We start from the raw sequence: 25460 nt of genomic DNA, 5'->3' as shown, positions 1-25460 counted from the left end.
TCATCCCTCCAGTTCAATCCATGCCGAATCCACGACGCGCTCAACGTCAAAAGAACCGGCAAAATTTTTGTTCAATTCCATCAAAAACTCTATGTTTCCACTTCCTCCCTTTATGGGCGAAAAGGTCAACCCCCCAACTTTGAATCCTTCACTTTGAGCGAAATTCAACACCTCTTCCAAAATCTCAACGTGAGTGTGCTTTGATCTTACGATTCCGTTTTTTACTCTCGCACCGGTTTCAAATTGAGGTTTCACAAGACAGACGGAAATTCCGTCCTCACCCAAAATTTCCTTTATGACCGGCAATATGTGTTTTAAAGATATAAAAGAAAGATCGCACGATACGAAATCTATCGGAATTTCAAAATCACGTCTTTTCAAAAACCTCGCGTTGGTCTTTTCCATAAGCACAATTCTTGGATCTTTTATTTTCAATTCTCCCGACCCGACATCGATGGCGTACACGCGTATCGCCCCTCTTTCGATCATAACCTGCGTAAAACCACCTGTTGAAGATCCGAGATCGCAACACACTTTGCCTTTCAGATCTATTTTAAATTCATCGAGACCTTTCAAAAGTTTGTAAGCGCCGCGCGAAACATAAGTCTTGCCGTCTACCTCTATATTTGAAGTTTCTTCTATCAATTTTCCTGCCTTCGATACCATTTTACCATTTACCTTTATCCTTCCAAAAAGTACTTCGTCTCTTGCCCTGCTGCGAGAAGAGAAAAGGCCACGTGAAACGAGCACTTCATCTACTCTCTTCTTCATAGACAACCCTATTCTGTTTTTGTTCAAAGAAAACGCGATAAAGGTAAAGACCCTGAGAGGGGGCTGTTGCGCCGGCCTTCGTTCTATCCTTTATTTCCAACAATTCCTGGATTTTTTCCGGATTCCAATCGCCTGTTCCGACTTTGACAAGTGTACCAACCATATTCCTCACCATCCTGCGCAAGAAAGATTTACCTTCAAACCTTACAAGCATGTATTTTGAATATGTCAGCACTCTTACCCTGTAGATAGTTCTTACCGGAGTTCGATCGTCATCTTTGTCTATAGACGCAAACGAGGTAAAATCGTGTGTACCTTCAAAGTATCTGGCTCCTTCTCTCATTTTCTCGACATCCAAATGGTACGGGAACCACCATACACGGTCCCTTAAAAACACATTTCTTTCTTTAGCGTTGTATATGAAGTAGTGGTAAATCCTTTTTGTCGCATTGCTTCTCGGATTGAAGGAATCATCTTCAAACCACACTTTCATAACGCGCATATCATCGGGCAGTAAAGAATTAAACGCTTCCTTGAAATTCTTTTCGTTCATCCTTTTGTTTGTAAGATCAAACGAACAAACCTGGTAATTTGCGTGTACTCCGGCATCTGTTCTGCCAGCGAGATCCGTTCTCAAAGGCTGTTTTAGAATTTTTTCAAGCGCTATGTTAAATTCTCCCTGAACTGTTCTTACGACAGGGTGAAATTGAGAACCATGAAAATTCGTTCCATCGTATGCTATGGCACAAACGACTTTCAAGAATCGATCCCTCTCAGCGGCGCAAAGGTAACGACTTTGTCATCTTCGTCTACATCGATGCATCTGAATCCCTGTGTATTTCTACTTGTTATGGAAAGATCCGAGACTTTAAATCTTATCGCTTTTCCGCTCGCCGTAACGGCTATTATTTCGTCCGATTCCACAACTTTCACGGTTCCGACGACAAATCCGTTCTTTCCGGTAAGTTTAAGATTTCTAAGCCCACGCGCTCCACGTCTGTGCACGGCGTAATCGGAAAAACGACTTCTCTTACCAAGGCCTTTTTCGCTTATGGTAAGCAGTTGAATGTCTTCAATTTCACTTTCTTTAACCACTATCATGGAAACAACTTCATCACCAGATTGAAGTTTTATGCCTTTTATTCCCATGGCATTTTTTCCCATTTGTCTTACATCTTCGTCTTTGAAGGAAGACACAAAACCCTTCATCGTTGAAAGCACTATGATGTTTTTATCTTTTGTATCTGTCAGGGCCGTATCGACGACTTCATCTTCATCCTCGAGTTTAAGTGCATTGACACCGTTGAATCTGAATGAGAAATTGCCAAGGGACATTCTTTTTATCTTCCCTTTTTTAGTGGCTATCCAAAGGTCTTTTGAAGAGTCAAGGTTGTGACCTATCGAGATAATCGATTTCACCTTTTCGTTTGGCGAAAGGTTGAAATAATTCAATATAAGTTTACCCTTTGTGCCTTTTTCGCTTTCCTGAAAGTTGTAATTTTTCATGAAGTAGAACTTTCCAAGATTTGTTATGAACCCTGTATAACTCAGGCGCGTTGTCACAAAGGCATGCTCGATGTAATCATCTTCTCTCGTGCGCATCGAGATGTTGCCTTTTCCGCCTCTGTTCTGCATCTTGTAATTTTCGAGTTTTGTCGAAGAAACATATCCGTTCCGTGTTATAGTTACAACCATATCGTCATCCGTTATAAGATCTTCTATGTTTATGCTTTCGGTGTTTTGGGCTATCTCGCTTCTTCTTTTATCGCCATACTTCTCTTTTATGTATAGTGTCTCTTTTTTTATCTCTTCCATGATCTTTTCGTCCGCACCCAAAAGTTCTCTTAACTTTGACATATCCTGCGTGAGCGTTCTGTATTCTTCATCTAACTTTTGGTGCTCAAGAGTCGTCAACCTCTGAAGTTTCATGTCCATTATGGCATCGGCCTGTTCTTTTGAAACTCCCAGAACTTTCATAAGACCATCGATGGCATCTCCCAGATCTTTGGCATTTTTAACTATATCGACAACCGTACCTATTGCCATCGATGCTTTTATCAATCCTTCGACGACATGCGCCCTTTTCGAAAATCTTTCAAATTCGAATTGGCTTCTTCTTTTTACGACTTCATACCTGTGATCCACAAAGGCTTTTATGATTTGCTTTAAATTCATGAGTTTGGGCTTGCCATGGTCTATGACAAGCATGTGAACTGCAAAATGCGTCTCAAGGGATGTATGCTTTAAAAGCCTGTTCAGGACTATATTGGGATCGGCATTTCTTGAAACTTCGATCACGATTCTAAGACCGTCTTTGTCTGATTCATCTCGAATATCCGAAATTAAGGTTTCTTTGGCATTTTTAGCGTAATCGGCTATCTCCTCTATTAAGGTTGCCTTTGAAACACCGTAAGGTATTTCGGTAACGACTATTCTGTTTCTGTTTTTGATTTCTTCTATGCTCGTTCTCGATCTTACGATAAGACTTCCACGGCCGGTCAGATATATATTTTTTATAGATTCTGAGTCCATGATGATGCCGCCGGTTGGGAAATCCGGCCCTTTTAAAAGTCCGGCAACCTTTTCATCGTCCATCTGCGGATCGTCTATGAACTTCACTATAAGATCGGCAAGTTCACCTATATTGTGCGGAGGAATGGATGTCGCCATACCCACGGCTATACCTGATGCACCGTTGAGTAACAACTGCGGTATTTTGGACGGCAACACAACAGGTTCGTTGAGCGTTTCATCGAAATTCGGAACCATATCGACCGTATTTTCGTCTATATCTTCTAACATCTCTTCGGCCAATTTCGATAACTTTGCCTCCGTGTACCTCGAAGCCGCCGCCGGATCTCTGTCTATCGACCCAAAGTTACCCTGTCCTTGAACAAGTGGATATCTCATCGTGAAATCCTGGGCAAGTCTAACGATCGCATCGTATATCGCCATATCTCCGTGCGGATGATATTTACCCATGACCTCTCCGACAATCCTCGCGCTCTTTTTCGTCGGCCCGCTATTTTTGAGGTTGAGTTCTTTCATCGAAAAGAGTATTCTGCGTTGAACGGGTTTAAGCCCATCTCTTACATCCGGAATTGCCCTTCCGATTATGACACTCATCGAGTAATTCATGTAAGATTCAACGAGTTCTTCCGAAATAGATCTTTTTATCTCCTCCATCATAAACACCTCAAGAGATTTTGGCGCCGGTTTCGACAAAACCGTCAACCGTAAGAATTCTCAATTTTCCGCCGTCTTTGGCGGCCAAAAGCATTCCGTTTGAATCTACTCCCATTAACTTGGCAGGCTTGAGGTTGTAAATGACGATGATCTCTCTGCCGATCAAAGATTCAGGCGTATAAACAGCGCCTATTCCGGCGACTATTTGTCTTTCTTCGCCCGCTATGTCAAGCAACAATTTGACGAGTTTATCGGATTTTGGAACCCTTTCGGCCTGTTTTATTTTAGCAACTCTTAGATCAAGTTTTGCGAAATCTTCTATCGTTATCTCCGGCTTCTTGTCAGAGACCTGTTCATTTGTTTCCACCATTTTTATCACCTTTTTCCATATCGTCGTGTCTATCCTCGGAAATAGAGGATCTCCAACTTCTATTTTCACCCCAGAAATGGTTTTGTGCCATCCTAAAAGATTGACGTCTATCTTTTGATTTATCTTGTTTGAAAGATTTTGTGCCGTTTTTACCATTATCGGGGAAAGCATTATAGATACATTTCTGATAACATCGACAAGGTTGTAAAGTACCGTCCCGAGCCTTTCATGCTTGGATGGATCTTTTGCAAGTAACCATGGCTCCGTAAGATCCACATATTTGTTTGAAAATTTAATCAAATCCCATATCTGCGTTAAAGATTCGGTGAATTTGAATTTTTCCATGTATTTAAAATAATCATCTATGGTTTTTAAAAGTAAAGTTTTTAAATCTTCATCAACTGCACTTTGAACTTTTGGAGAAGGCAGTTCGGAAAAGTTCTGGTTTACCATTGAAAGTGTCCTGTGAACAAGGTTTCCAAGATCGTTGGCAAGATCTGCGTTTATCCTGACGATGAGATTATCTTCGGAAAAGTCCCCATCATTGCCAAAAGATATATCTCTCAGAAGATAATATTTTACGGCATCCAATCCGTAAGCGTTGACAAGTATCCTCGGATCGACAGCGTTACCCTTTGATTTTGAAATTTTCTCTCCGTTGACGGTAAGCCATCCATGGGCAAAGATCTTTTTGGGCAAAGGCAATCCTGCGCTCATGAGCATGGCCGGCCATATCAAAGAATGGAAACGATTTATCTCTTTCCCAACGAAATGCACATCGGCAGGCCAGTATTTGTTGAACATCTTATCGTCTCTTCCATATCCTATTGCGGAAATGTAATTTATCAAAGCATCGAACCATACGTAAATGACATGCTTTGAATCAAACGGCAAAGGTATACCCCAGTTGAAAGAGGTTCTCGATACGCTTATGTCATCAAGACCTCCTTCAAGAATTCTGATCATCTCGTTTCTTCTGAAATCAGGTTCAACGAAATCAGGATGTGCTTTGAAATATTCAAGCAGAGGCTTGGTATATTTCGAAAGTTTAAAAAAGTAATTTTCTTCCTCAACGTGCTCTAAAGGTCTGTGGCAAACGGGACATAATTTATCAGGACCTATATCCTTTTCAGTCCAGAAAGTTTCATCGTGAACGCAATACCATCCTTCGTATTTTCCAAGGTATATGTCTTTGTTGTCGTAAATTTTTTGGAAAAGCGATTGAACGGTTTTGACGTGATAATCATCTGTCGTTCTTATGAAAAGATCGTTTGATATGTCAAGTTCTTTCCACAATTTGACGAATTTGGTTGCCAGATCATCGACGAAATTCTGTGGATCCAATCCCTTTTCTTTGGCAGCCCTAAGTATTTTTTGACCGTGCTCGTCTGTACCGGTAAGAAAAAAAGTATCATAACCCATCATGCGTTTGTAACGCGCAACAACATCAGCAACGATCGTCGTGTAAGCAGATCCGATGTGCGGATCGGAATTCACGTAATATATCGGCGTTGTTACGTAAAAAGTTTTTGACAAATCTTTCACCTCTTAATTCAAGTCGGCATTTTTTGCTTAACTCATATAATATTATACTATACTTAATTCACAAGCCGAAAGTTTATTTAGAAGGTGCCTCTAATGGCAGGTAGCGTGTGGCTCGTAGCACATAAGAAAGGCATCCTGCTTTCCGCCTCTGTCCGTCATTCCAGTCGAAGAACTGGAATCGCCTTTTGCCTTTGGCTGCTTACTCGTTACTGATCACGTGTCACTATTTTTTCTACGCGCTACCCGCTACGAGCCACCTGCCGTTTTTTCATTCTATTTCGTGAATATGCTCTTTGTGGCAATAAGGACATTCGTGACCGGTATAATCAACGGGAGTTCTGAATGTTTTTCCGCAACTATCGCATTTCATCAACTTCACAACTCTGCATCTTCCCATGTTGCCTGTCTTTATTTTTTTAGAATTTATTATAGCATCTGCGACCTTTGCGTGCACTGAATCTACGATTCTGCCAAAGGTCTGCCTTGATATACCCATGAGTTCAGCGGCATCAGCCTGATACATTCCCTCGATGTCGGCAAGGCGCATAGCCTCAAGTTCATCCATCGAAATTTCAACCTCTCCCGTTGGTTGATCGGGAGAAAATTCAGAGGATTTCAAAACATATTCAACCATTCTGTATTTTTTAGGTCTTGCCAATTTCAGCACCTCTTTTTTTGGTGTTAAGATATATCAAAAGAAAAAGTCCCGTGTAAACAAAAAGATCTCCGATGCTGCAAGCGTAATGTAGACCCAGAAAATTTATTGGAATCACATCTCCCATAAAAGGTAAAATCGTCGATGAAGTCATCAAAACATGTTTCGGATCCATCGTATCTGCCGGAAGGCCGGCAAGCACGAGTGTTGTTTTTGAAAGTGGCATTCTTCCGCCGTTCAAAAGAATCACCGTTGTGTTTGATGCCGCTCCTATCGTTATGAAAGGAAAACCTTTTATGCGCCAGTTTACAACGCAAAAGATTATCAAAAGTATGTAAGCAATCGATGTAAGATAATTGGCGATATCTCCGAAATTTCCAAAAACAGCGATCAACTCAAGGATAAAGGGCACAAACACAAGATAAAACCATTTGAATTCTGCGTTGAGAGGATTCCATACATTTCTTTTGAAGATCAAAGCAGCGATGATACCTAAAACAACAACGTAGATGTATATCATTTTTCACTCATGTACAAAGGTGCTTTTGCAACCCTTATCTCGTTAAACCTGTCTTTGGATTCTATCAAAGCCGTGACAAGTTCGGGATCGAAGTCCTTCCCGCTTCCTGATACGATCATTTTTACAGCCTCATCGTGCGTGAATTCGTCTCGATAAGACCTTTTCGTCGTAAGCGCATCGTAAACATCGCAGATACCTATTATCCTCGCCTCCAAAGGTATGTCCTTTCCTTTTTTACCGTCCGGATAACCTGTGCCATTCCATCTTTCGTGGTGATACCTTACCCATGGCACAATTCTTTCAAGAGATGGTATTTCAGAAATTATCCTTGCCCCATCAACGGGATGTCGCTTTATCTCGTCATATTCGGTGTCTGTTAGTCTTGCGGGTTTGTTCAGGACGATATCTCTGACGCCGATCTTACCTATATCATGCAACTGGGCGGCAATCTTCAAATCATCGAGACGCTTTCCGTATATGCCTATCTTCTCGGCTATAACCTCGCAGTACAAACTAACACGCTCACCGTGGCCTGCCGTGTAAGGGTCTTTTTCCTCGAGCGCCTTTGTGAGCGCGTACATGGCTTCCAACTTTGTGTTGAGAAATTTTCTGTAAAGGTTTATGACAAATCTTATCGCAAGCAAAGGCCCCAATATGATGAAGATGACGTAAAAATGAACGTAAGGGTATAGATATATCGCCAGATATGAAATTGCCAGAGAAATGAAGATACTCAATCCAAAGAAATCTATCAAGACATCCTTTAAAATGCCGCCGAATCGCTTTTTTGTCGCCAAACTCACGGCACCTGCTACAAACGTGTTGTTTATTATGGCATAAACGCCTATTGCTATTAGTATGGCAAAAATCTTCACGATTTCCGAATTAACCGGAAATAATCTGTATACATAAGCGGCGGCAAAGGTTGCTATCGAAATTTGCGCAACGTTGAAAATGGATTTATACCATTTAGCGTTAGCATTTTCTAAAGGAGGTAGTCCGGCGAACATTGATATAAACATCGCACTTATCGGAGAAAAAATCACGGCGGCGGAAAGATTAAAGGTCATGCTTAATCCTATCATCCATCTGTTTCCATTTATCTTTCTGACCTCAACTGGATAGGAATCCGCGACCCACCCGCTTAATGCCCATATTATAAGGATCCACCATGGATCGACAGTCTCGTGAAAGAAGAGGAGGGCGCAAATAAGCGCCCCTGAAATAATCGTGATAATTGCTATGTAAAACTTCAACGATAAAGACACGATTTCACCTCTTCAGGAAATTTACATCCACCTTGAACTTCCGACGGCGGCAAGGACTAAACTAAGAAGTCCGCCGGCAACGATAGCGAGTCTGAATATTTTTCCTTTCATGAGACTTACCCCCTTTCAAAATTGATTTTTTGGATTTTACATGGTTTTAAAGATTATAAAGGGTTAAGCCTCCGCTATGGAGATTTTTGATCTGAGAAACTTCTCTTTGATACTCGCTAAGACGATCATACCACATTTTGCAAAAATATATCCACCGGCGATATGTTATAATTGCAAATGATGATATTTGGGGGTAAAGATGAGACTTGACAAGTTTTTAAAGGTTTCCGGTATAGTAAAAAGAAGAACTGTTTCTCAGGATTTGATAGATCTCGGTGGAGTCTCTAAGGACGGAAGGGTTCTCAAGCCATCTTACGAGGTTAAAATAGGAGATATTCTGACGATTCATATGAGAGATGAAACATTTACGATAAAAATTATCGATATACCTCAAAAAAATGAAAAAGGAAATTATTTTGAAATATACAGCAAAAGCAGTGACGCGTAATCGGTAGTCAGTAAAACAGCATGTGGCTCGTAGCCGGTAGCGCGTAGAAAAAACAGTGACACGTGATCAGTAACGAGTAAGCAGCCAAAGGCAAAAGGCGATTCCATACTTAAATAACTTTAAAAGTCGAATGTTCATTTAATTTAAGCGAAGGGCAGGATGCCCTCGAGATGGCCTTCGCAGCGGAGCGAGGACAGACATCGAGTGGGACACCTGCCACAGCGATGATTCGAAATTTAAAACTGGTTTAGTACAGTTCTTCGACTGGAATGACAGACGGAGGTGGGAAGCGTGAAGCCGGAGTTCGTTGTTTTACTGATTACGCGTTATGCGTCACTCTTTACCGTTTACATTTAAAAGAAGAAAGGTGAGTGAATTCAATTGAAAGTTGGAATATACGGTGCACCATTTTCCGGAAAGACAACTGTTTTCAAATTGTTAGTTGGAACAGATGTGAACGATGAAATTGGCGTTGCAAAAGTTCGTGACGAAAGGGTCGATTTTCTTTCGAAGATGTTTAACCCCAAAAAAACGACTTACGCGACGATAGAACTTGTCGATTTGCCTGGGCTATCGCCGGAACTCTCGAGGAAAGACAAAAACCAGATCCTCATGAAAATTCAAAATGTCGACGCTATTTTGTGGATAATTCGTGCTTTTGAAGATGAATCCGTTCCAAAGTATTTCGATGACGCTTCTAAAGAAGTCCAATATCTTCGAGATGAATTGCTTGTCAGAGACCTTGAAATCGCCGAGTCCAACGTTGAAAAATTGAAAAACGCAAAGCGTAAGTTATCAACGGTTGAAGAAACTCAACTTAAAGCGCTTGAAAAGTGCCTGATCATTTTAAACGATGGAAAGTTCGTCAAACTTGCGGATTTAAGCGATGATGAGAAAAAAATCCTGAACTCTTTTTCATTTTTTACGTTACTTGAGTCTGTGATCGTCGTGAATCTGGACGAGAATGCTTTTAGATCTCACGATTACAAAGGCAAAGAGGGCGTAAAAAAGGTAGCGGAAGAAAATGGCTTTTCAATGATGGAAGTATGTGGAAAAATGGAAATGGAGATAAACGATCTTGAAGAATCTGAAAGAGTTGAATTCTTAAAAGATCTCGGTCTCACAGAAAGCGGTATTCAAAGACTTTCAAAGGTACTTTACTCAAGCCTCGGCCTCATTTCCTTTTTCACGGCTGGAGAAGACGAAACTAAAGCGTGGACTATAAAGCGCGGTTTGACCTTTAAAGAGGCAGCAGGGAAAATACACACGGATCTGGAAAGAGGATTTATAAGGGCTGAAGTTGTCAAATTCGAAGATCTCAAGCGTCTTGGTTCGATGAAAGAGATAAAAGCGAATGGCCTTATGAAGTTAGAAGGAAAAGACTCGATAGTTGAAGATGGTGATATAGTGAACGTGAGGTTTAGCGTGTGATCTTCTTTGGAATTCTGACCGGTGCGTTTTTTTATTTCATAGCCTTCGTCCTTCATGTCGAATGGTCTGCTTATGCATTTTTCGCGGGCGCTGCAATTGTAACCTTTGTGCTTCACAAAAAGAGACATTTCAAAATCTCACAGATAACGTTGATATTCCTTTATCTTGTAACGATTCTTTTGTGGTCAAAAGATACCGTTCCGTTGGTGCCGCAATTCGTCTACATTTTAAGTTCTGCCGCTGTTTTCTTTGTGCTATCGGATATGTTTTTCAAAATCTTTTTTTCGATACTTTCATGGCTTTTTGTTGGAGCAACCGTTGCCCTTTTGATGTACGAGCGTTTTGGTTCAATTCCTTTGTCTATTCTCATAGGTCTTGTGGTCATTCCGATAGGTTTAAGGGATCGAAAATATGTCAAAGATAAAGATAGATCATCATAAGTTTGCAAGATTTGTAAGGATCTTCGACAGAGTAACCGGAACCATCGAACCGTCAACAAGAAGGGTTTATTTTTACGCAAGTGCCGGAAATCTTATGGCTTACGGAACGGATGGATGCCTGTCGGTTGATCTTGTACTCGGGGAGATAGCATCTTTTGATGGATTCTACGCGGTACTTTTAGATGATCTTAAATTACTTTTGAGAGAAAAAAACGAAGATGTGGTCATGGAATTCGGATCGACTTTTCAGATTTCAAAAGGTACTGAGATCATATCCATTCTCCATCCTTTTGTCCAAAACCCCAGAAAAAAAGATGAAGTCGAAACAGATCAGATCGTTGATACCATGCAATTGAAAAGGACGCTTGATATTGGAAGCATAATATCGAGGGAAGGACAAATGATCTTCGTCGGGTCTCAAAACGGCAGATTTTTTTCGGCATGCGAAGATTATGGTCACACAGGCTTAGCTTTCATGAACTTTCACGGTACCGACTTTGCAATCGAAATTCCATATGAAAGTGTCAGGCATCTCGTCAAAACACTTGATTCCATAAGAGAAGATAAGATAAAGTTTGGATATTCAAAAACGATTGAAATGAAATTTTCGGATGGTACTTTGAATATCTGTTCTAATTCACTTGAAGATACAGGAAGAATAGAAGAGATCATGAACTTTGACGGTGTGGATTTTGAAATTCCTGTAAAGGCTTTAAAGGAAGGCGCCACGCTTTCGTCAAGATTTCAAAGAAGGAATGGTGGAAGAGGATATCTTGATCTCTCTGAGACGATGAAATTCGTTGTGCTTTCTCAGGTATCGGCGTATGAATACACATATCCCATTCAATGGGGCAGAGCGGTGAGAATTCCTATCGCACCAAGAAAATTTCAACAATTTTTTTCGAGAATAAACGAGAAATATGTAAAAGTTGGCTTAACAGATCGATATCTCATTTTCAAAGGAATGCAATCAATTTTGATCGTGAGAATCGGACAGTAAAAATTTCGTTGTCTAATCTTTTTTTTATACGTTATTTGCCATGCGCTGTTTTTGTGCGTCGGCTCCGGCAGGCACCATCTCGATGTCTGGTCCTCGCGTTGCTGCGGAGGCCACCTCGCGGTATCCTGCTCTCCGCCGCCAGTTTGCCTTTCTACGTGCTACCCGCTACGAGCTGTTTTACCGATTACGCGTTACCCGTCACTTTTCACAACTTTTGTCTTCATATGTATCGAAAGTGCCAATTCTGCAAATATCATAAAGGGTATTAAACTGAATCCCACGAGTATGCCCCACAAATTTGAAGCGGCGCTTACCATCCATTGTGCAAGTGTTGCGCCGATGCCAACGAAGAAGACAAATACACCCATCAAATTCCCTATATTTCCCCCGGCCTTTTCTATCAGCATCAATTGAATAGTTGGGTAGGTGCTTGCAAAAAACAATCCGCTCAAAAGTACAAAGATCATCGCGATGTAATAATTTGCGAAGACCACCGAGAAGATAACGGAAATCAGAGAAGAGGCAACTATGAAAATAAGCCATACCGTCGCCTTCACCCTTATGTAACTTGCAAAAAGCCTTCCCAAAAACATGCCTATCCAAAAAGCGGAGGAAGAAAGAGCGGCTAAAGCCACATCGATGTGTCTGAAATTGGTTAAGAATGTTGTGACCCATGATGAATACGTTGCTTCATATCCAACGTATATGCCTATCATGATGTATATGAGGATGAAAAAAGGATTAAAAGCGTTGATTTTCAATTCATCGGTTGATTTTTCACTTTTAACTTCTTTGATTTTCAAAGATATCGCAAGCGACAGGATCGCAAAAAAGGTGCCTATGAGATAAGCGATCTGCCAGTTCATCTTGTAATTGACGATAAAGGAGACGATGAAAGGGCTCATGAAAGCGCCAAATGCAAAAAGTGCGTTAACCCTGTTTAGAGTGCCAGAAACATTTTCTTCTTTCAATGAACCTATTAAGGATCCTATTCCTATTTCTATGAATCCCATTCCTATGTTTGCGATGAAATTTGCGAAAGAAAGATTGATAAAATCTCTGACGAAAAAGAAATAAAACAATCCAACGGCAGAGAAAAAAGCACCCAGTACGGCAATCATTTTCAATCCTATTTTATGTGCGAATAAAGCACATATCAAAGAACCTGCTATGTAACCCGCTGTACCTATTATCATGATGTAGCCGCTTTGAGAGTAATCCATTCTGAACTCTTTCATGGCAATTGGAAGCGCACTTGGAAGGATCATGGCGAAGAATCCAAATGTGAAGAAGGCAAAGTAAGAGTATTTTTTTATCATGCTTTAAGTAAATGAAAATAACTCAAAATGACGAAGGTAATGTAGTACATCGGAACGGAAATCAAAAGGCCATCTATCCTGTCCCAAAATCCGCCATGACCGGGAAGAATGTTTCCGGCGTTTTTTATCTGGCGATTTCTCTTAAAAACCGATTGCGTTATATCTCCAACGGTGTCGAAAAAGGAAAAAACCGCTGAAAGAATTATTATTGCTATCCAACTGAAATGACGCCAGCCAAAAAAAGGATAAAGAACGGAATCGTAAATTAAAAAGAAGATTATAAGAAAGACAAAGCCTCCTATAACTCCTTCAATTGATTTCCCGGCACTTATCCTCTTTATGAATTTATGCTTTCCCCATCTCGATCCTACAAAGTAAGCGGCAGAGTCAAAAACAAAGGCTGAACCGAGAGCACTTAAAGAGTACACGGCATCGAACTGAGCGTATATGAGAATGAAAAAGGCAAGATTGAAAGACAAATACCATAATCCCAAAGAACCATAAACGATGTTTTTTTCTATCGTTTCATTTGGATCGTTAAAAGCAATGGCAAGAAAAAATCCTACACTCATGACGAGAGAGTAAGATAAGACTATCATCGCAGGCATATGAACAAGAAAGCCAAAAACTACGTTAAGTGCCGGTATGGCTATTATGTAAAAATACCTGTGAAATTTTCTCGATCCGCTGAGCGTTATTTGAATGTAATTGTATCCAGCGAGACCAACCGCCGTTGCAGAAAGACCAACCGTACTCCAGAAATTGAAAAAGCACAAAATCCCCAGTGGTATTGCAACTGCGGAGGTTATAAGGCGTATCTTTGTCTCTCTTTTCATCCTATCCCCCCGAATCTTCTTTCCCTTTTGGAAAAATCTTCAAGTGCAAGATCTAAATCACTTTCAGAAAAATCCGGCCATAAAACGTCGGTGAAGTAAAGTTCTGTGTAAGCCATTTGCCAAAGCATGAAATTGCTTATTCTTTTTTCTCCGCCTGTCCTTATAAGAAAATCAGGATCGGGTTGCCCAGCGGTATAGAGGTGGGACTCGAATTCATCCTTACCGTTCCATTCCTGAGCAGCCTTCAAAATTTCGCTTCTTCCACTGTAATTGACGGCAAGATTTATAACCATGCCCGTGCATTTGGATGTACTTTGTTCCGAGTTCAAACATATAAGACGTGTTTCAGGATTCAACGCATCGAGATCTCCTATGAAATGAAGACGGGCATTTTTCTCGATCACTTTGTTAAGTCTATCGCTTAAATATTTGGCAAGTATGTGAAATATCATGTTGATTTCAGCCTGAGGCCTTTTCCAGTTTTCAGTTGAAAAAGAGAAAAGAGTTAAATATTTTATTTCCCTATCGTTGCACCACTCTATGATATCCTCGGCAACTTCAGCGCCTTTCCAATGGCCATCGTACCTTGGCAGATTTTTGTTGAGAGCCCATCTTCCGTTTCCATCCATTATGACGGCCACATGAACCGGCTTCAAAATTCCATTATCTCCTTTTCTTTCTCGGCAAAAATGCCATCGAGTTTTTTAACGTATTCATCTGTTATCTTTTGAAGTTCTTCTTCAAGAGATTTTTCATCGTCTTCGGTGATCTTTCCGCCTTCTTTTTCTTCTTTTACGACCTTCATTATCTCTCTTCTTATGTTTCTAACGGCTATTTTCCCGTTTTCAATTATCTCTTTTGACTTTTTAACGAGATTTTTTCTTTGCTCTGTGGTTGGAGACGGAAAATTAAGTCTTATGACTGTACCGTCGTTGATTGGCGTTATTCCAAGATTTGATGCTAAAATGGCTTTTTCTATCATGGATAAAAGTGTTCTATCCCATGGTTTAACGGTGAGTGTCCTTGCTTCGGAGACGTTTATCGACGCAACTTGTGAAATGGGCGTGGGTGTTCCGTAATAATCCATTCTGATCTCATCTAAAAGTGATGGAGAAGCCCTTCCAGTTCTTATGTGTGTCAGTTCCGTCTTGATCGAAGCAATTGATTTTTCCATTTTTTCCTTGGCTTGATTGATCAAAGGATTAAGTGTCATATCGATACTCTCCTTTCAAAAATTTGATTTCTTTAGAATTATACCAAAATTAAGCCTCTTAAAAACATATAGCCAAAAAATGGTAACGAGTGGATAAGGCGGAGGGCAGGATGCTCTCCGCTATGAAATAGACATTCAGTTTTTGAAATGTGTTGAGCATAATTTGTTTTCAATGCGTATTTCCATCAAAGATAATCGTACCTATATTTTCGCCGTTGAGCAATTTCAAGAAATTTCCTTTTTCGAAAAAATTCATCACTATTATGGGAATTGAATGAGATTTACAAAGGGCAAACGCAGAGGTGTCCATCACGGTGAGATTTAACCGTATTGCCTCTTCAAAAGTGATTTTTTCGAATTTTTTTGCATCTTTGTATTTTTTGGGATCTCTTGAATAAACGCCATCGACCTTTGTACCTTTTATAAGCACTTCCGCGTTCATTTCCGCTGCCCTTAAAGCCGCTGCGGTATCCGTCGTGAAAAGCGGATTTGACGTACCTCCAGCGAATATGACAACTTTATTTTCTCTGAAAGCCCTTTCAACCGCATCATATGTAAGATTTTCAATGGATGGAAGATTCGTTATTTTTGAAAGCACGACCGAATCTATGCCATGCTTTTTCAAAGCCGAGAAGAGGTACAATGAGTTTATTACGGTACCTAACATTCCTATCTGATCTGCGTTTATGGATCCAACGTAAGACAGTTCTTCGCCCCTGAAAAGATTCCCCGCTCCTATGACGATGCCGATTTTTATCTGCATTTCAAGCACTTTGGAGATCTCGTCGACTATAACATCTCCCATGCTCGAGTCAAGACCCTTTTTTCCTTCTCCCGAAAGTACTTCTCCACTTAACTTCAAAAGCACTCTTTTGTACATCTCAGACACCTCACATAAAAAAGGTGAGCAATGCGCTCACCTTTTATTGACCTATTTCAAATCTTACAAACCTTCCAACTGAAATATTTTCCCCAAGTTTTGCAATTGCTTCTTTTATCATATCGGTAATTGTCTTTGATTCGTCAAGAAAATATTTTTGCTCTAAAAGGCAGTTTTCCTGATAAAACTTTTCAAGTTTGTTCTCCACTATCTTCTCAAGAGCCTGACCTGTTTTCCCGCTACCCTCGTATTGTGCCCTGTAGATCTCTTTTTCTTTTTCTATCACCGACGAATCGATGGTGTCTCTGCTGACGTATTTTGGATTTTGCATGGCTATGTGCTTGCAAATATCTTTTCCAAGCGCTTTGAACTCATCTGTTTTAGCGACGAAATCCGTTTCGCAATTCAACTCGAGCATCACACCCACTCTACCGTTGAAGTGAATGTAATCGATGATCCATCCGTTGTTTGCCTCACGACCGATCTTCTTGTCTGCCTTTGAAAGACCTTTCTTTCTCAAAATCTCTTTTGCCTTTTCGATGTCTCCTTCACTTTCAACGAGGGCATTTTTGCAATCCATCATTCCAGCCCCTGTCATATCACGAAGTTCTTTAACTTTTATTGCGGAAATCTCCACTGCTTTCCTCTCCTTTCGAATCTTCCCGAAAAAGATTTTACCATATATGAACGTACGTTACAAAATCAAACCCATCCGCAAGGATGGGTTTCTACTGGTCGGGGCGACTGGACTTGAACCAGCGACCTCCTGCGCCCCATGCAGATGCGCTAGCCATCTGCGCCACGCCCCGTTACTTATAGGATACCACAAAAAGTACTTGGTTTTCAATCATTTCGACGATGATTCGACTGTACTCTTCTTTCTGAAATCCGTTGTGTAATATCCATTTCCCTTGAAGACGATCACCCCGAGATTACTCATCTGTCTGACCATCTTGCTACCGCAAACTTCACATTTCACTCCATCTGCTTCGGAAAATTTTTTAAGTAAAACTTCTTCATGTCCACAATTTGGACACACGTATCTGTAAAGTGGCAATTCGATCGCCTCCGTATCTTTATCATCATATCTCATGATATTTTAACACTTGTTTTTTAATTTATCTTTAAGATTACATTTTTCACTTTGTAACATCTTTCGCTCTTTCGTATTGAAAAGGCCATTCCATATCGATTCCTGCCTCATGAGCGATTTTTAATGGCCAGTAAGGATCCCTTAAAAGTTGCCTTCCAACAAAGACAAGATCGCATTTTTCGGAATTAAGCGAGTATTCTGAAAGTTCCAAAGAGTTTATCAACCCGCCACCTATAACTGCAAGGTTTGTACCAATTTTGACTCTGCCGGCATTGTCTATCATGTACCCCGGATAAACTTTAACAGATTGATCATGAACCAGCCCACCGCCACTAACGTTGACACCGTCTATTTTATCTTTCAAAAAGTTAAGTATATCGATCGTGTCATCCACATCATTTCCGCCTTTTGCGTAATCTGATGCCGATACCCTTATCCATAAAGGTTTGTCCCACACTTCCCGCACGGCAGAAACGATTTCGATCAAAATTCTGGCTCTCTTTTCTATGGATCCGCCGTATCTATCTGTTCTTTTATTCGTAAGCGGGGATAAGAACTCATTTAGGAGATAACCGTGAGCGGCGTGTATTTCGATACCATCGAATCCTGATTCCTTGGCACGCCTTGAGGCATTTTGAAATTTTTCAACGATCTGGTTTATTTCGCCCTGTGTGAGTTCATGAGGATGACCGTAGTGTTCGCTGTATCTTATGGCAGAAGGAGCAACGGGATCATCGGTTGCTTTTGATTTTCTGCCGGCGTGGGCGAGTTGAATTGCGACCTTCGCACCATTTTCATGAACTCTCTCTACAAGCGTTTTTAAACCTTCTACGTGTGAATCATCCCAAATTCCCAAATCGTTGGGAGAGATTCTTCCGTCTGGATCAACGGCAGTTGCCTCAACAATTATAAGTCCAACTCCGCCTATGGCCCTTGCAACGTAATGAGAAATGTGCCATGACTTTACACTGCCTGCATTGTCCGAAGAATACTGACACATAGGTGGCATTACGATTCTGTTCTTTAATTCTAAATTTCCAATTTTAAACGGCTCAAAGATCACAGGATCATCTCCTCAAAGTATTTTAGAAGCTAAAGTTGAAAGTTCAGACCTGACACCTATCGAAAGCGTTAGATGTCCGGCCATCGGATAATTTGAAAAACGTGCGGTTGCGTACGAAAGGCCGTTGGAAAATGCGTCAAGGTAAGGACTGTCTATTTGAGATATATCGCCTGTAAGTACAATTTTAGTTCCGATGCCTGCACGTGTAACTATGGTTTTGACTTCGTGCGGTGTTAAATTTTGGGCTTCATCTACTATTATGAATTGATGTGGAATCGTTCTGCCTCTTGTGTAACTCAACGCCTCAACCTGCAAAAAGTTAAGAGAGTCTATTTTAGACGTTGATTTCCCTGCATTATCAAAAAGGAACTCAAGATTATCTCTTATTGGCTCGAGCCATGGCTTCATTTTTTCTTCGGTGCTTCCGGGAAGGAAACCTATATCTTTACCCATAGGGATGACAGGTCTCGTAACGGTCAATTTTTTGAATATTTTAAGATCTGTTATCATGTAAAGCGCCGATGCTATTGAGAGCAAAGTTTTGCCTGTGCCCGCTATGCCCAAAAGTGTTACGAATGACAGATCGGGATCAAGCAGGAGATCTAAAGCCATGATCTGTTCGATGTTAAGAGGTTTTATTCCCCAAACGTTGGTGTTGAAGTCAACCTTTGCAGGGATGATCTTCCCGTTTTTAAATCTAAAAATTTTAGAATCTTTGAAAATGACAAATTCATTTGGTCTTAAATTTAAACTTTTGGGATCGAAATCGTAAGAAGAATTTTGATCTATTTGTGTGTATCCCTTCAAGAGATCCATTTCTTCTGTTTTGTCCTTCAAATAGTCCTGTGCTTCAAGTCCTATGGCATCTGCTTTTATTCTCATGTTTATGTCTTTGCTAACCAAGATTGTCCTTACACTGGCGTCTCTTTTGCTTATTTGCATCGTGTAAAAGAGTATCCAGTCATCCATGACTTTATCGGAGAGAAAGCGTGGCATTTCTTTGAAATCTTCTATAACTTCAACTTTTAAAATTCCGCCACCATCTATCTTCACGCCTCTGAAGAGTTTTCCCTCTTTTCTGAACGAATCGAGTTCCCGGGCCACCTGTCTTGCGCTCATTCCTATTTCGCCCGGCCTACCTTTGAGTTTATCTATCTCTTCTATGACTGGCAAAGGGATTATAAGGTTGTTATCCTCAAAAGCATGTATGGCATTCGGATCATGAATCAAAACGTTCGTGTCAAGCACGTAATTTTTTATCATGTTATCAACCTCCGTTAACAATTATAACACTTAGTGCCGTTACAAATGCTCGTTATTTGCTTTTTTGATTTTATGATATAATTTATTTTGATATCGAATACCATTTTCGAGAAGGAGGTAATAAAATGAAACAGATGACAACAGATTTTTTAAAGGCTGCTTTTGCCGGTGAGTCGCAGGCTCACATGAGGTACCAGATATTTGCTGAAGAGGCTGAAAAAAAGGGTTTAAAAAGACTTGCAAATCTTTTTAAAGCCATTTCTTACGCCGAATATGTCCATGCAAAAAATCATTACAATGCCCTTAAGATGATCGGAGATCCGGCATTTAACATCCAGCAATGCATAGACGGAGAAAATTTCGAAGTTGAAGAAATGTATCCGGTTTACAACAACACGGCTAAATTTCAGGGAGAAAAAGAAGCGGAAAGAACAACTCATTTTGCTCTGGAAGCCGAAAAAATTCACAGAGAGATGTATAAAAATGCTCAAAAGTTAGCCAAAGAAGGAAAAGATTACACGGCAGATAAAATTTACATCTGTCCTGTATGTGGACATACAGTTGAAGGTGTGCCACCTGAGAAATGCCCCATATGCGGTGCACCGAAAAGTGCTTTTGTAGAATTCAAGGTTTAAAATTTTAACTGCACGTTGCTTGTTACAAGCAGCGTGCAGTTTTACGATTTGATATTGGTTTTAATTTTAAGGACAATCCTAAGAGTCCATAGGGAAGAAAGTATTGAAACTATGAAGACAAGCCTGTAAGCATCTATAACCCAAAAATTAAGGTTGAAGTGGATCGACGCGAAAAGCACGAATAGAAAGCCAGAAAGTAAATTTCCAACGAAGGAAGCGAGATTAGTCATGCTGGCGTAAACGGAAAAAGCCTCTGTTTTTCCAAAATTAGGCACAATTTCCAATAAAAAATTAAAAGATGTCAAACCTGTTCCTGCAGTTGCTATTATTCCTATTCCAATTTGAAATGGAATCATGTAATACATGTAAGGAACGGCAAAGATCCATCCAAGCGTTAAAAGCGTTTGAATGAAAAGATTTAATTTCAACATCTTTAGATTTCCGTACTTGTCTCCGAGTCTTCCCCATAAAGGTTGAAAAAATGCTGCTGCCACGGTGGAAACCATCGTTAAAATGCCAAGGGTTGCATAATCGTATTTGAATACGTTTATCATCATAACAGTTGCGTAAGGTCCCATCAAATTCATCGTCAAAATCCAAAGAGAAATCGCGATCATGTATTTACGGTAAAGGCCCTTGATTTTTAAGACTTCAAATATGGCAGACATGTTTATCATAGGAACTCTTGAACTTTGGTCTTCGTCTTGAAGTTTCGTTGAATAACAGTCTAAAATTCCAAAAACGGATCCTATCGAAAACAACACAAGAAAAGCCCAAAATCCTTTTCCGAGGGCGTCAAGCAGATAACCGGCAATAAGCAGTGAAGGAATGGCAACAAGTCCTGTTATGAAGTTGCGCATTCCGAAGTACTTGCCACGTATTTCAGGATCGACCAATTCACTCATCCATGCTTGCCACGGAGATCCGACTACAGAAGTGAGGACTTCTATGAAGAAGAAAATAACAAGTGCCACCCATATCTTAAAGTTAGATGGCAGTAGATAAGTAAGCGCCAAAATGAAAAATATGGGCCTTGAAATGGTGGTGAAAGTAAAGATAAAGCGCTTTTTGCTCGTGAATTTTCTTGCGAGTAGCAAAGAAATTGGTTGAACAACGCTTGAAAGTGGTATAAGGGCTGAATATATGGACATGACAAATGGGGAAGCGCCGAGCCATAAGAAAAATCCGATAAGATAGGAATTACCGCCAAATCCTCCTGTGAAAGTGCCCCATACCGTTGCCATTGAACCTTCTATTATCGATATAAATCTTGCATGCCGTTTCTGTGATGATGTCAACATTTGTAAATTCTAAATCTCCTTTGCCCAAATTATACCAAAAAAGGGCAATCTTTCGATTGCCCTTTTTATATTTTATGATGTTGATTTATGGGTATATGCCGCGCAATTTTGTTGCCGTCGCAACTTTGCTTATTGCCAGTATATACGCGCCGGTTCTCATGTCTGTCTTGTATTGTTCCATCGTTTTAACGATATCGCCGAATGCATTTTTCATGATCTTCGTAAGGGCTTTTCTGACATCTTCAAGATCCCAGAAGTACGAATAAAGTCCTTGAACCCATTCGAAGTACGAAACAACAACGCCACCGGAGTTTGTTAAAAAGTCCGGTATAACTTTTATTCCTTTTTTCCTAAGTATTTCATCTGCTTCTGGACTTGTGGGATTATTGGCTGCTTCGACGATTATTTTTGCACGGACTTTGTCAGCGTTTTTATCGGTTATGGCTCTTTCAAGGGCAGCAGGAATAAGCACATCCACATTTAAAGCGATCAGTTCATCATTTGAAATTTTCGTCCCGCCGTTGAACCCACTCAGATCCTTGTGTGATGTTACATAATCAAAGGCTTCTTGAACATTTATACCTTCAGGATTGTAATATGCGCCGGTTATATCGCTTATTGCGACAACCTTTGCGTTGTATTCGGTGCCCATGATCAAAGCGGTGTAAGAACCAACATTTCCAAATCCCTGAATCGCCACTGTTCTACCCCTTATACCTGAACCGGTAAGAAAATATTTGCATGCTTCGTCGGTTACAATTGCAACTCCCCGACCGGTTGCTTCGTTTCTTCCAAGAGATCCGCCAATCTCAAGAGGTTTACCTGTTACTATACCGAGTTCTGATCTTCCTATATTCATCGAATAAGTATCCATGTACCATGCCATTATTTTGGCATTTGTGTTGACATCAGGCGCCGGTATATCTGTTTCTGTTCCTATGAAAGGTGCTATCTCAGAGAAAAATCTTCTTGAAAGTCTTTCAAGTTCTCCTTCTGAAAGTTCGTTGGGATTTACTTTCACTCCTCCCTTAGCACCGCCGTAAGGAATACCAGATATCGCACATTTCCATGTCATAAGGAAAGAAAGGGTTTTTATCTCATCTGCGTTAACATTTTGATGGTACCTTATGCCACCCTTTGCCGGCCCGCGGGCTATGTTGTGCTGAAAACGGTATCCAGTGAAAACTCGTATTGAACCGTTGTCCATCTTGACTGGAAAGTTAACGGTTAATTCCCTTTTGTGACTCTTTAGAACCTGTCGCATTCCATCGTCTAATTTCATCAAATCCGCTGCCCTATCAAATTGTTTCAGGGCATCACTAAAAAGACTTCCGCCATTCCCATTTTCCATCTGAATGACCTCCTCAAATTAGATGCAATTTTGCATCAATCAATTTTATCTCTTTTGACGTGAAAATATGAAATAATTTAGTGCAAATAACATTCGCGATCTTAATTAAGATTTAATCAAAAAGACAGATTTAAGATCATTTTGTTAATTTTAAAGCAAACTACATCTCAATAAAACCTTTTTTCGTTATGTAAGAAATTATTTTCCCCACCTCATCATCTACCGATTCAACGGAAGTATCGATCGTTATTTCTGGATTTTCTGGTGGTTCGTAAGGATCATCTATGCCAGTAAAGCCTTTTATCTCACCATCAAGTGCTTTTTTGTAAAGTCCCTTTGGATCTCTTTCTATCAAAGTTTTTAGCGGACAATATACGAATATCTCTATGAAATTCGAACATTTTTGACGTACCTCGTTTCTTACATCTTTGTAAGGCGATATAAAAGCACAAAGTGTTGGAATTCCATTATCGCTTAAAAGTTTTGCCACAAATCCGACGCGTCTTATGTTTTCGTCTCTGTCTGCTTTCGAAAATCCCAGATCTTTAGTGAGTTCCTTCCTTACAATATCACCGTCAAGTCTTTGAACATATGGTATTCCAATGTTCTTAAGACGCTTTTCGACTTCCAAAGAAAGTGTCGTTTTACCAGATCCGGACAGACCCGTAAACCATAAGACAAATCCTGATTTTACTTGAGCCAATTTGAAAGATCCCTCCCTATGATGTTTTGAGTTTTTAATATATCTTCACGATAAAAATCTGCAAGCGCATCGTACGTTGCGCGTTTCATCTTTGGCTTTTTCACTTCTTTTGCGCGCACTTTTTCAAAAAAACCTATTATCTTTATACCTTTTTTCGGAAAAAGATAATTAACCCTTTTTTCAAGGAAACTACCGAGTGTGTTCAAATTTTTTGAAATTTTTGCGTATATTTTCCGTCTTGGAACGCCAGAAACGTTGTATTTTACGCTGACGTCCGGAACAAAATCATCGTCTACTTCAAGAAATTTGAAAATGTCTTTTACGATCTCAAGTGGTTTTTCTTCCAAATCATCCGTTAAGTATATCTTTACATTTGAAAAATTTTCAAGATAATCTTTTACCTGTGCATGATAAAGACCTACGTCTTTGTAAAACCACATGAATTCCCAGTTGTCATTCATTCTTTCTGACTCTGCCTGAAGTCCTTCTTCAAATGAAAGTTTTTCCCTGTCATCTCGTACAAGATGGGTGTAAGCGGAAAAAGCCCTTGAGATGGGGTTTCTCAATATGATTATTATTTTGGGATCTCCCAAATATTTTTTTATCTGTTTTATAGCATTTTCATGGTAATAGAGGTTATCAACGCTCGCCTCGCCTATCGCTTTTCTTTCCGGCGTTACCCATTTGAAAAGTTTTTTGTAATCCTCAAAGGTTTTTACGATGTGCTTTTCGACTACGTCATCACCTATGCCTTTAAGAGGAAATTTCAAAAACTGGGCCGTGAAAAATTTAGGTTCTTTGACAGGCGAAATGTATATCTGCCTGTGTTGCTTGAGATAATAACTCAAAGACGTTGTTCCGCTTTTTGCCGCACCAACTATCAAAAAATTTGGAAGCCTTAGATCATTTGTCTTTTTCATAGTAATCCATTAGAATTTTTGAAATTTCGGGTCTTGTGAATTCTTTTGGAAGCATTTCTCCCTTGGAAAGTGTCTCTCGAATCTTTGTACCACTCAGGTAAATATGAAATTCCTCAGGATGAGGGCATGTTTTTGATGTTGCCATGGATTCGCATTTGGTACAGTAAAAAGCATTTTCGAATTTCAAAGGAGTTATTCCGATTTCTTTTGGATCAAAAAGATCGAAAATTTTTTGGGCATCATAAGTTCCGTAATAATTTCCAACGCCTGCGTGATCCCGACCCACTATGAAATGCGTGCATCCGTAATTTTTCCTACATATGGCGTGAAAAACGGCCTCGCGCGGACCGGCGTAATTCATATTTGCGGTGAAGATGCCAAGCACGGCTCTTGACTTTGGAAAATATTTATCTATCATGACTTCGTAAGTTTTCATTCTTACCTCTGATGGCAGATCATCCGATTTGGTCTCACCCACAAGCGGATTTAAAAATAATCCGTCGCATATCTCAAGCGCGACTTTTTGTAAATATTCATGAGATCTGTGAATGGGATTTCTCGTTTGAAAGGCTACGATGCTTTTCCAGCCCATTTCACCGAAAAGTTTACGCGTTTCAACCGGATCGAATCTGTATCTTTCAAGATTTCCGTAATCGAGCCTTTTAAAAAGGTTTATTTGACCTCCTACAAGAAAAGTGCTTTCTTCCTTCAATCTTGCGACTCCCGGGTGTTTGAGATCGTCTGTTCCGAAAACGGCAAAAGATTCTTTTTGTTTGTCACGTACAAATTTGTCTTCAACTTTAATGGAAGCATATATGTTGCCGTTAAAATCGGTTAAGAGGATCATTTCACCGTTTTTAAGGGTTTTAAAGGTTGATTCGTCAATTGGAAGCGTGATCGGTATAGTCCATATCAACCCATTTGATAAGCGCATTTTATCTATAACGCGAAGATAATCTTTTTCTTTCATGAACCCAGTTAATGGACTGAAAAGACCTGTTGCGATATTCTCGATGTCTCTGAGTTTATAATCGGGAATTGGTATCTTTTTTAATTTTTCCGAATTTTGCAAAACCTCTTTGGCATCGTTATCGCTAACGACAAGATTGACGAGTTTTCCTCCATGTGGTTCTATCAT

Annotated in this window: 26 protein-coding genes and 1 tRNA gene; 5 read left to right on the top strand and 22 right to left on the bottom strand. The window is 40.1% G+C overall.

Annotation, left to right across the window (positions count from 1 at the left end; translation table 11 throughout):
• From ACP5NR_RS00185 to ACP5NR_RS00155, 7 genes are all read right to left on the bottom strand, one after another.
• Entirely contained in the window at positions 1-771 is a 771-nt protein-coding gene (locus ACP5NR_RS00185; RefSeq protein ID WP_428005211.1) for a TlyA family RNA methyltransferase, read from the bottom strand.
• Positions 752-1531, bottom strand: coding sequence for a tRNA pseudouridine(38-40) synthase TruA (truA, locus tag ACP5NR_RS00180; RefSeq protein WP_428005757.1), 780 nt, complete (start codon positions 1529-1531; stop codon positions 752-754). Before truA ends, ACP5NR_RS00185 begins: the two co-directional genes overlap by 20 nt.
• Positions 1528-3957 (bottom strand): DNA gyrase subunit A, encoded by a 2430-nt coding sequence (gene gyrA, locus ACP5NR_RS00175; protein ID WP_428005756.1) that lies wholly within the window; start codon positions 3955-3957, stop codon positions 1528-1530. Before gyrA ends, truA begins: the two co-directional genes overlap by 4 nt.
• 10 nt (positions 3958-3967) lie before the next feature.
• A complete protein-coding gene (gene metG, locus ACP5NR_RS00170) occupies positions 3968-5863 on the bottom strand; it encodes a methionine--tRNA ligase (RefSeq protein ID WP_428005755.1) in 1896 nt (631 codons plus the stop codon).
• 277 nt (positions 5864-6140) lie between these two features.
• Positions 6141-6530, bottom strand: coding sequence for a DUF134 domain-containing protein (locus tag ACP5NR_RS00165; RefSeq protein WP_428005754.1), 390 nt, complete (start codon positions 6528-6530; stop codon positions 6141-6143).
• Entirely contained in the window at positions 6517-7047 is a 531-nt protein-coding gene (locus tag ACP5NR_RS00160) for a DUF5317 domain-containing protein (protein ID WP_428005753.1), read from the bottom strand. The genes ACP5NR_RS00165 and ACP5NR_RS00160 overlap by 14 nt, the downstream gene beginning before the upstream one ends.
• On the bottom strand, positions 7044-8315 hold the full coding sequence (locus ACP5NR_RS00155) for an HD-GYP domain-containing protein (RefSeq protein ID WP_428005752.1): 1272 nt from the start codon (positions 8313-8315) through the stop codon (positions 7044-7046). The genes ACP5NR_RS00160 and ACP5NR_RS00155 overlap by 4 nt, the downstream gene beginning before the upstream one ends.
• A gap of 310 nt (positions 8316-8625) precedes the next feature.
• Here ACP5NR_RS00155 and ACP5NR_RS00150 point away from each other — a divergent pair, with 310 nt between their 5' ends.
• The 4 genes from ACP5NR_RS00150 to ACP5NR_RS00135 all read left to right on the top strand — a co-directional run bounded on the left by ACP5NR_RS00150 (position 8626) and on the right by ACP5NR_RS00135 (position 11745).
• A complete protein-coding gene (locus ACP5NR_RS00150; RefSeq protein ID WP_428005751.1) occupies positions 8626-8874 on the top strand; it encodes a S4 domain-containing protein in 249 nt (82 codons plus the stop codon).
• Between the two features lie 381 nt (positions 8875-9255).
• A complete protein-coding gene (locus tag ACP5NR_RS00145; RefSeq protein ID WP_428005750.1) occupies positions 9256-10305 on the top strand; it encodes a DUF933 domain-containing protein in 1050 nt (349 codons plus the stop codon).
• Complete coding sequence (locus tag ACP5NR_RS00140; RefSeq protein ID WP_428005749.1) at positions 10302-10745, top strand: hypothetical protein; 444 nt, start codon at positions 10302-10304, stop codon at positions 10743-10745. The genes ACP5NR_RS00145 and ACP5NR_RS00140 overlap by 4 nt, the downstream gene beginning before the upstream one ends.
• Positions 10717-11745 carry a hypothetical protein gene (locus tag ACP5NR_RS00135; protein ID WP_428005748.1) on the top strand — a complete coding sequence of 343 codons (1029 nt, stop codon included), beginning with the start codon at positions 10717-10719 and terminating at the stop codon, positions 11743-11745. The genes ACP5NR_RS00140 and ACP5NR_RS00135 overlap by 29 nt, the downstream gene beginning before the upstream one ends.
• Positions 11746-11936: 191 nt before the next feature.
• Here the strand turns inward: ACP5NR_RS00135 and ACP5NR_RS00130 are convergent, their stop codons facing one another.
• The 10 genes from ACP5NR_RS00130 to ACP5NR_RS00085 form a co-directional block, all read right to left on the bottom strand.
• Positions 11937-13064, bottom strand: coding sequence for an MFS transporter (locus ACP5NR_RS00130; protein WP_428004776.1), 1128 nt, complete (start codon positions 13062-13064; stop codon positions 11937-11939).
• Entirely contained in the window at positions 13061-13900 is an 840-nt protein-coding gene (locus ACP5NR_RS00125; protein WP_428005747.1) for a phosphatidate cytidylyltransferase, read from the bottom strand. The genes ACP5NR_RS00130 and ACP5NR_RS00125 overlap by 4 nt, the downstream gene beginning before the upstream one ends.
• Positions 13897-14556, bottom strand: coding sequence for a polyprenyl diphosphate synthase (uppS, locus tag ACP5NR_RS00120; RefSeq protein WP_428005746.1), 660 nt, complete (start codon positions 14554-14556; stop codon positions 13897-13899). The genes ACP5NR_RS00125 and uppS overlap by 4 nt, the downstream gene beginning before the upstream one ends.
• A complete protein-coding gene (frr, locus tag ACP5NR_RS00115) occupies positions 14553-15113 on the bottom strand; it encodes a ribosome recycling factor (protein ID WP_428004779.1) in 561 nt (186 codons plus the stop codon). The genes uppS and frr overlap by 4 nt, the downstream gene beginning before the upstream one ends.
• Before the next feature lie 169 nt (positions 15114-15282).
• Positions 15283-15993, bottom strand: a complete 711-nt coding sequence (pyrH, locus tag ACP5NR_RS00110) for a UMP kinase (RefSeq protein WP_428004780.1) — start codon at positions 15991-15993, stop codon at positions 15283-15285.
• Positions 15994-16036: 43 nt separating this feature from the next.
• Complete coding sequence (tsf, locus tag ACP5NR_RS00105) at positions 16037-16630, bottom strand: translation elongation factor Ts (protein WP_428004781.1); 594 nt, start codon at positions 16628-16630, stop codon at positions 16037-16039.
• 95 nt (positions 16631-16725) lie between these two features.
• Positions 16726-16802 (bottom strand) — tRNA-Pro (locus ACP5NR_RS00100).
• A 38-nt stretch (positions 16803-16840) separates the two neighbouring features.
• Positions 16841-17086: an FmdB family zinc ribbon protein gene (locus ACP5NR_RS00095; protein WP_428004782.1), complete on the bottom strand. Its 246-nt coding sequence runs from the start codon at positions 17084-17086 to the stop codon at positions 16841-16843.
• A 46-nt stretch (positions 17087-17132) separates the two neighbouring features.
• The gene (gene namA, locus ACP5NR_RS00090; protein WP_428004783.1) at positions 17133-18149 is read right to left on the bottom strand and encodes an NADPH dehydrogenase NamA; all 1017 of its coding nucleotides are present in this window, start codon (positions 18147-18149) and stop codon (positions 17133-17135) included.
• A 12-nt stretch (positions 18150-18161) separates the two neighbouring features.
• A complete protein-coding gene (locus tag ACP5NR_RS00085; protein ID WP_428004784.1) occupies positions 18162-19412 on the bottom strand; it encodes a PhoH family protein in 1251 nt (416 codons plus the stop codon).
• A 125-nt stretch (positions 19413-19537) separates the two neighbouring features.
• Between ACP5NR_RS00085 and ACP5NR_RS00080 the strand changes: the two genes are divergently transcribed.
• The gene (locus ACP5NR_RS00080; RefSeq protein ID WP_428004785.1) at positions 19538-20047 is read left to right on the top strand and encodes a rubrerythrin family protein; all 510 of its coding nucleotides are present in this window, start codon (positions 19538-19540) and stop codon (positions 20045-20047) included.
• A gap of 41 nt (positions 20048-20088) precedes the next feature.
• Here ACP5NR_RS00080 and ACP5NR_RS00075 read toward each other — a convergent pair whose 3' ends face one another.
• The 5 genes from ACP5NR_RS00075 to sat all read right to left on the bottom strand — a co-directional run bounded on the left by ACP5NR_RS00075 (position 20089) and on the right by sat (position 25460).
• Positions 20089-21348, bottom strand: coding sequence for an MFS transporter (locus tag ACP5NR_RS00075; RefSeq protein ID WP_428004786.1), 1260 nt, complete (start codon positions 21346-21348; stop codon positions 20089-20091).
• 85 nt (positions 21349-21433) lie between these two features.
• Entirely contained in the window at positions 21434-22699 is a 1266-nt protein-coding gene (locus ACP5NR_RS00070; RefSeq protein ID WP_428004787.1) for a Glu/Leu/Phe/Val family dehydrogenase, read from the bottom strand.
• 160 nt (positions 22700-22859) lie between these two features.
• Positions 22860-23402 (bottom strand): adenylyl-sulfate kinase, encoded by a 543-nt coding sequence (cysC, locus tag ACP5NR_RS00065; protein WP_428004788.1) that lies wholly within the window; start codon positions 23400-23402, stop codon positions 22860-22862.
• On the bottom strand, positions 23390-24322 hold the full coding sequence (locus ACP5NR_RS00060; RefSeq protein ID WP_428004789.1) for a sulfotransferase family protein: 933 nt from the start codon (positions 24320-24322) through the stop codon (positions 23390-23392). The genes cysC and ACP5NR_RS00060 overlap by 13 nt, the downstream gene beginning before the upstream one ends.
• Complete coding sequence (gene sat / locus ACP5NR_RS00055; RefSeq protein ID WP_428004790.1) at positions 24306-25460, bottom strand: sulfate adenylyltransferase; 1155 nt, start codon at positions 25458-25460, stop codon at positions 24306-24308. The genes ACP5NR_RS00060 and sat overlap by 17 nt, the downstream gene beginning before the upstream one ends.

It is taken from the genome of Athalassotoga sp. (genome assembly GCF_049965695.1).
GTDB lineage: Bacteria > Thermotogota > Thermotogae > Mesoaciditogales > Mesoaciditogaceae > Athalassotoga.
This window is presented reverse-complemented; position numbering and strand designations above follow the sequence as displayed.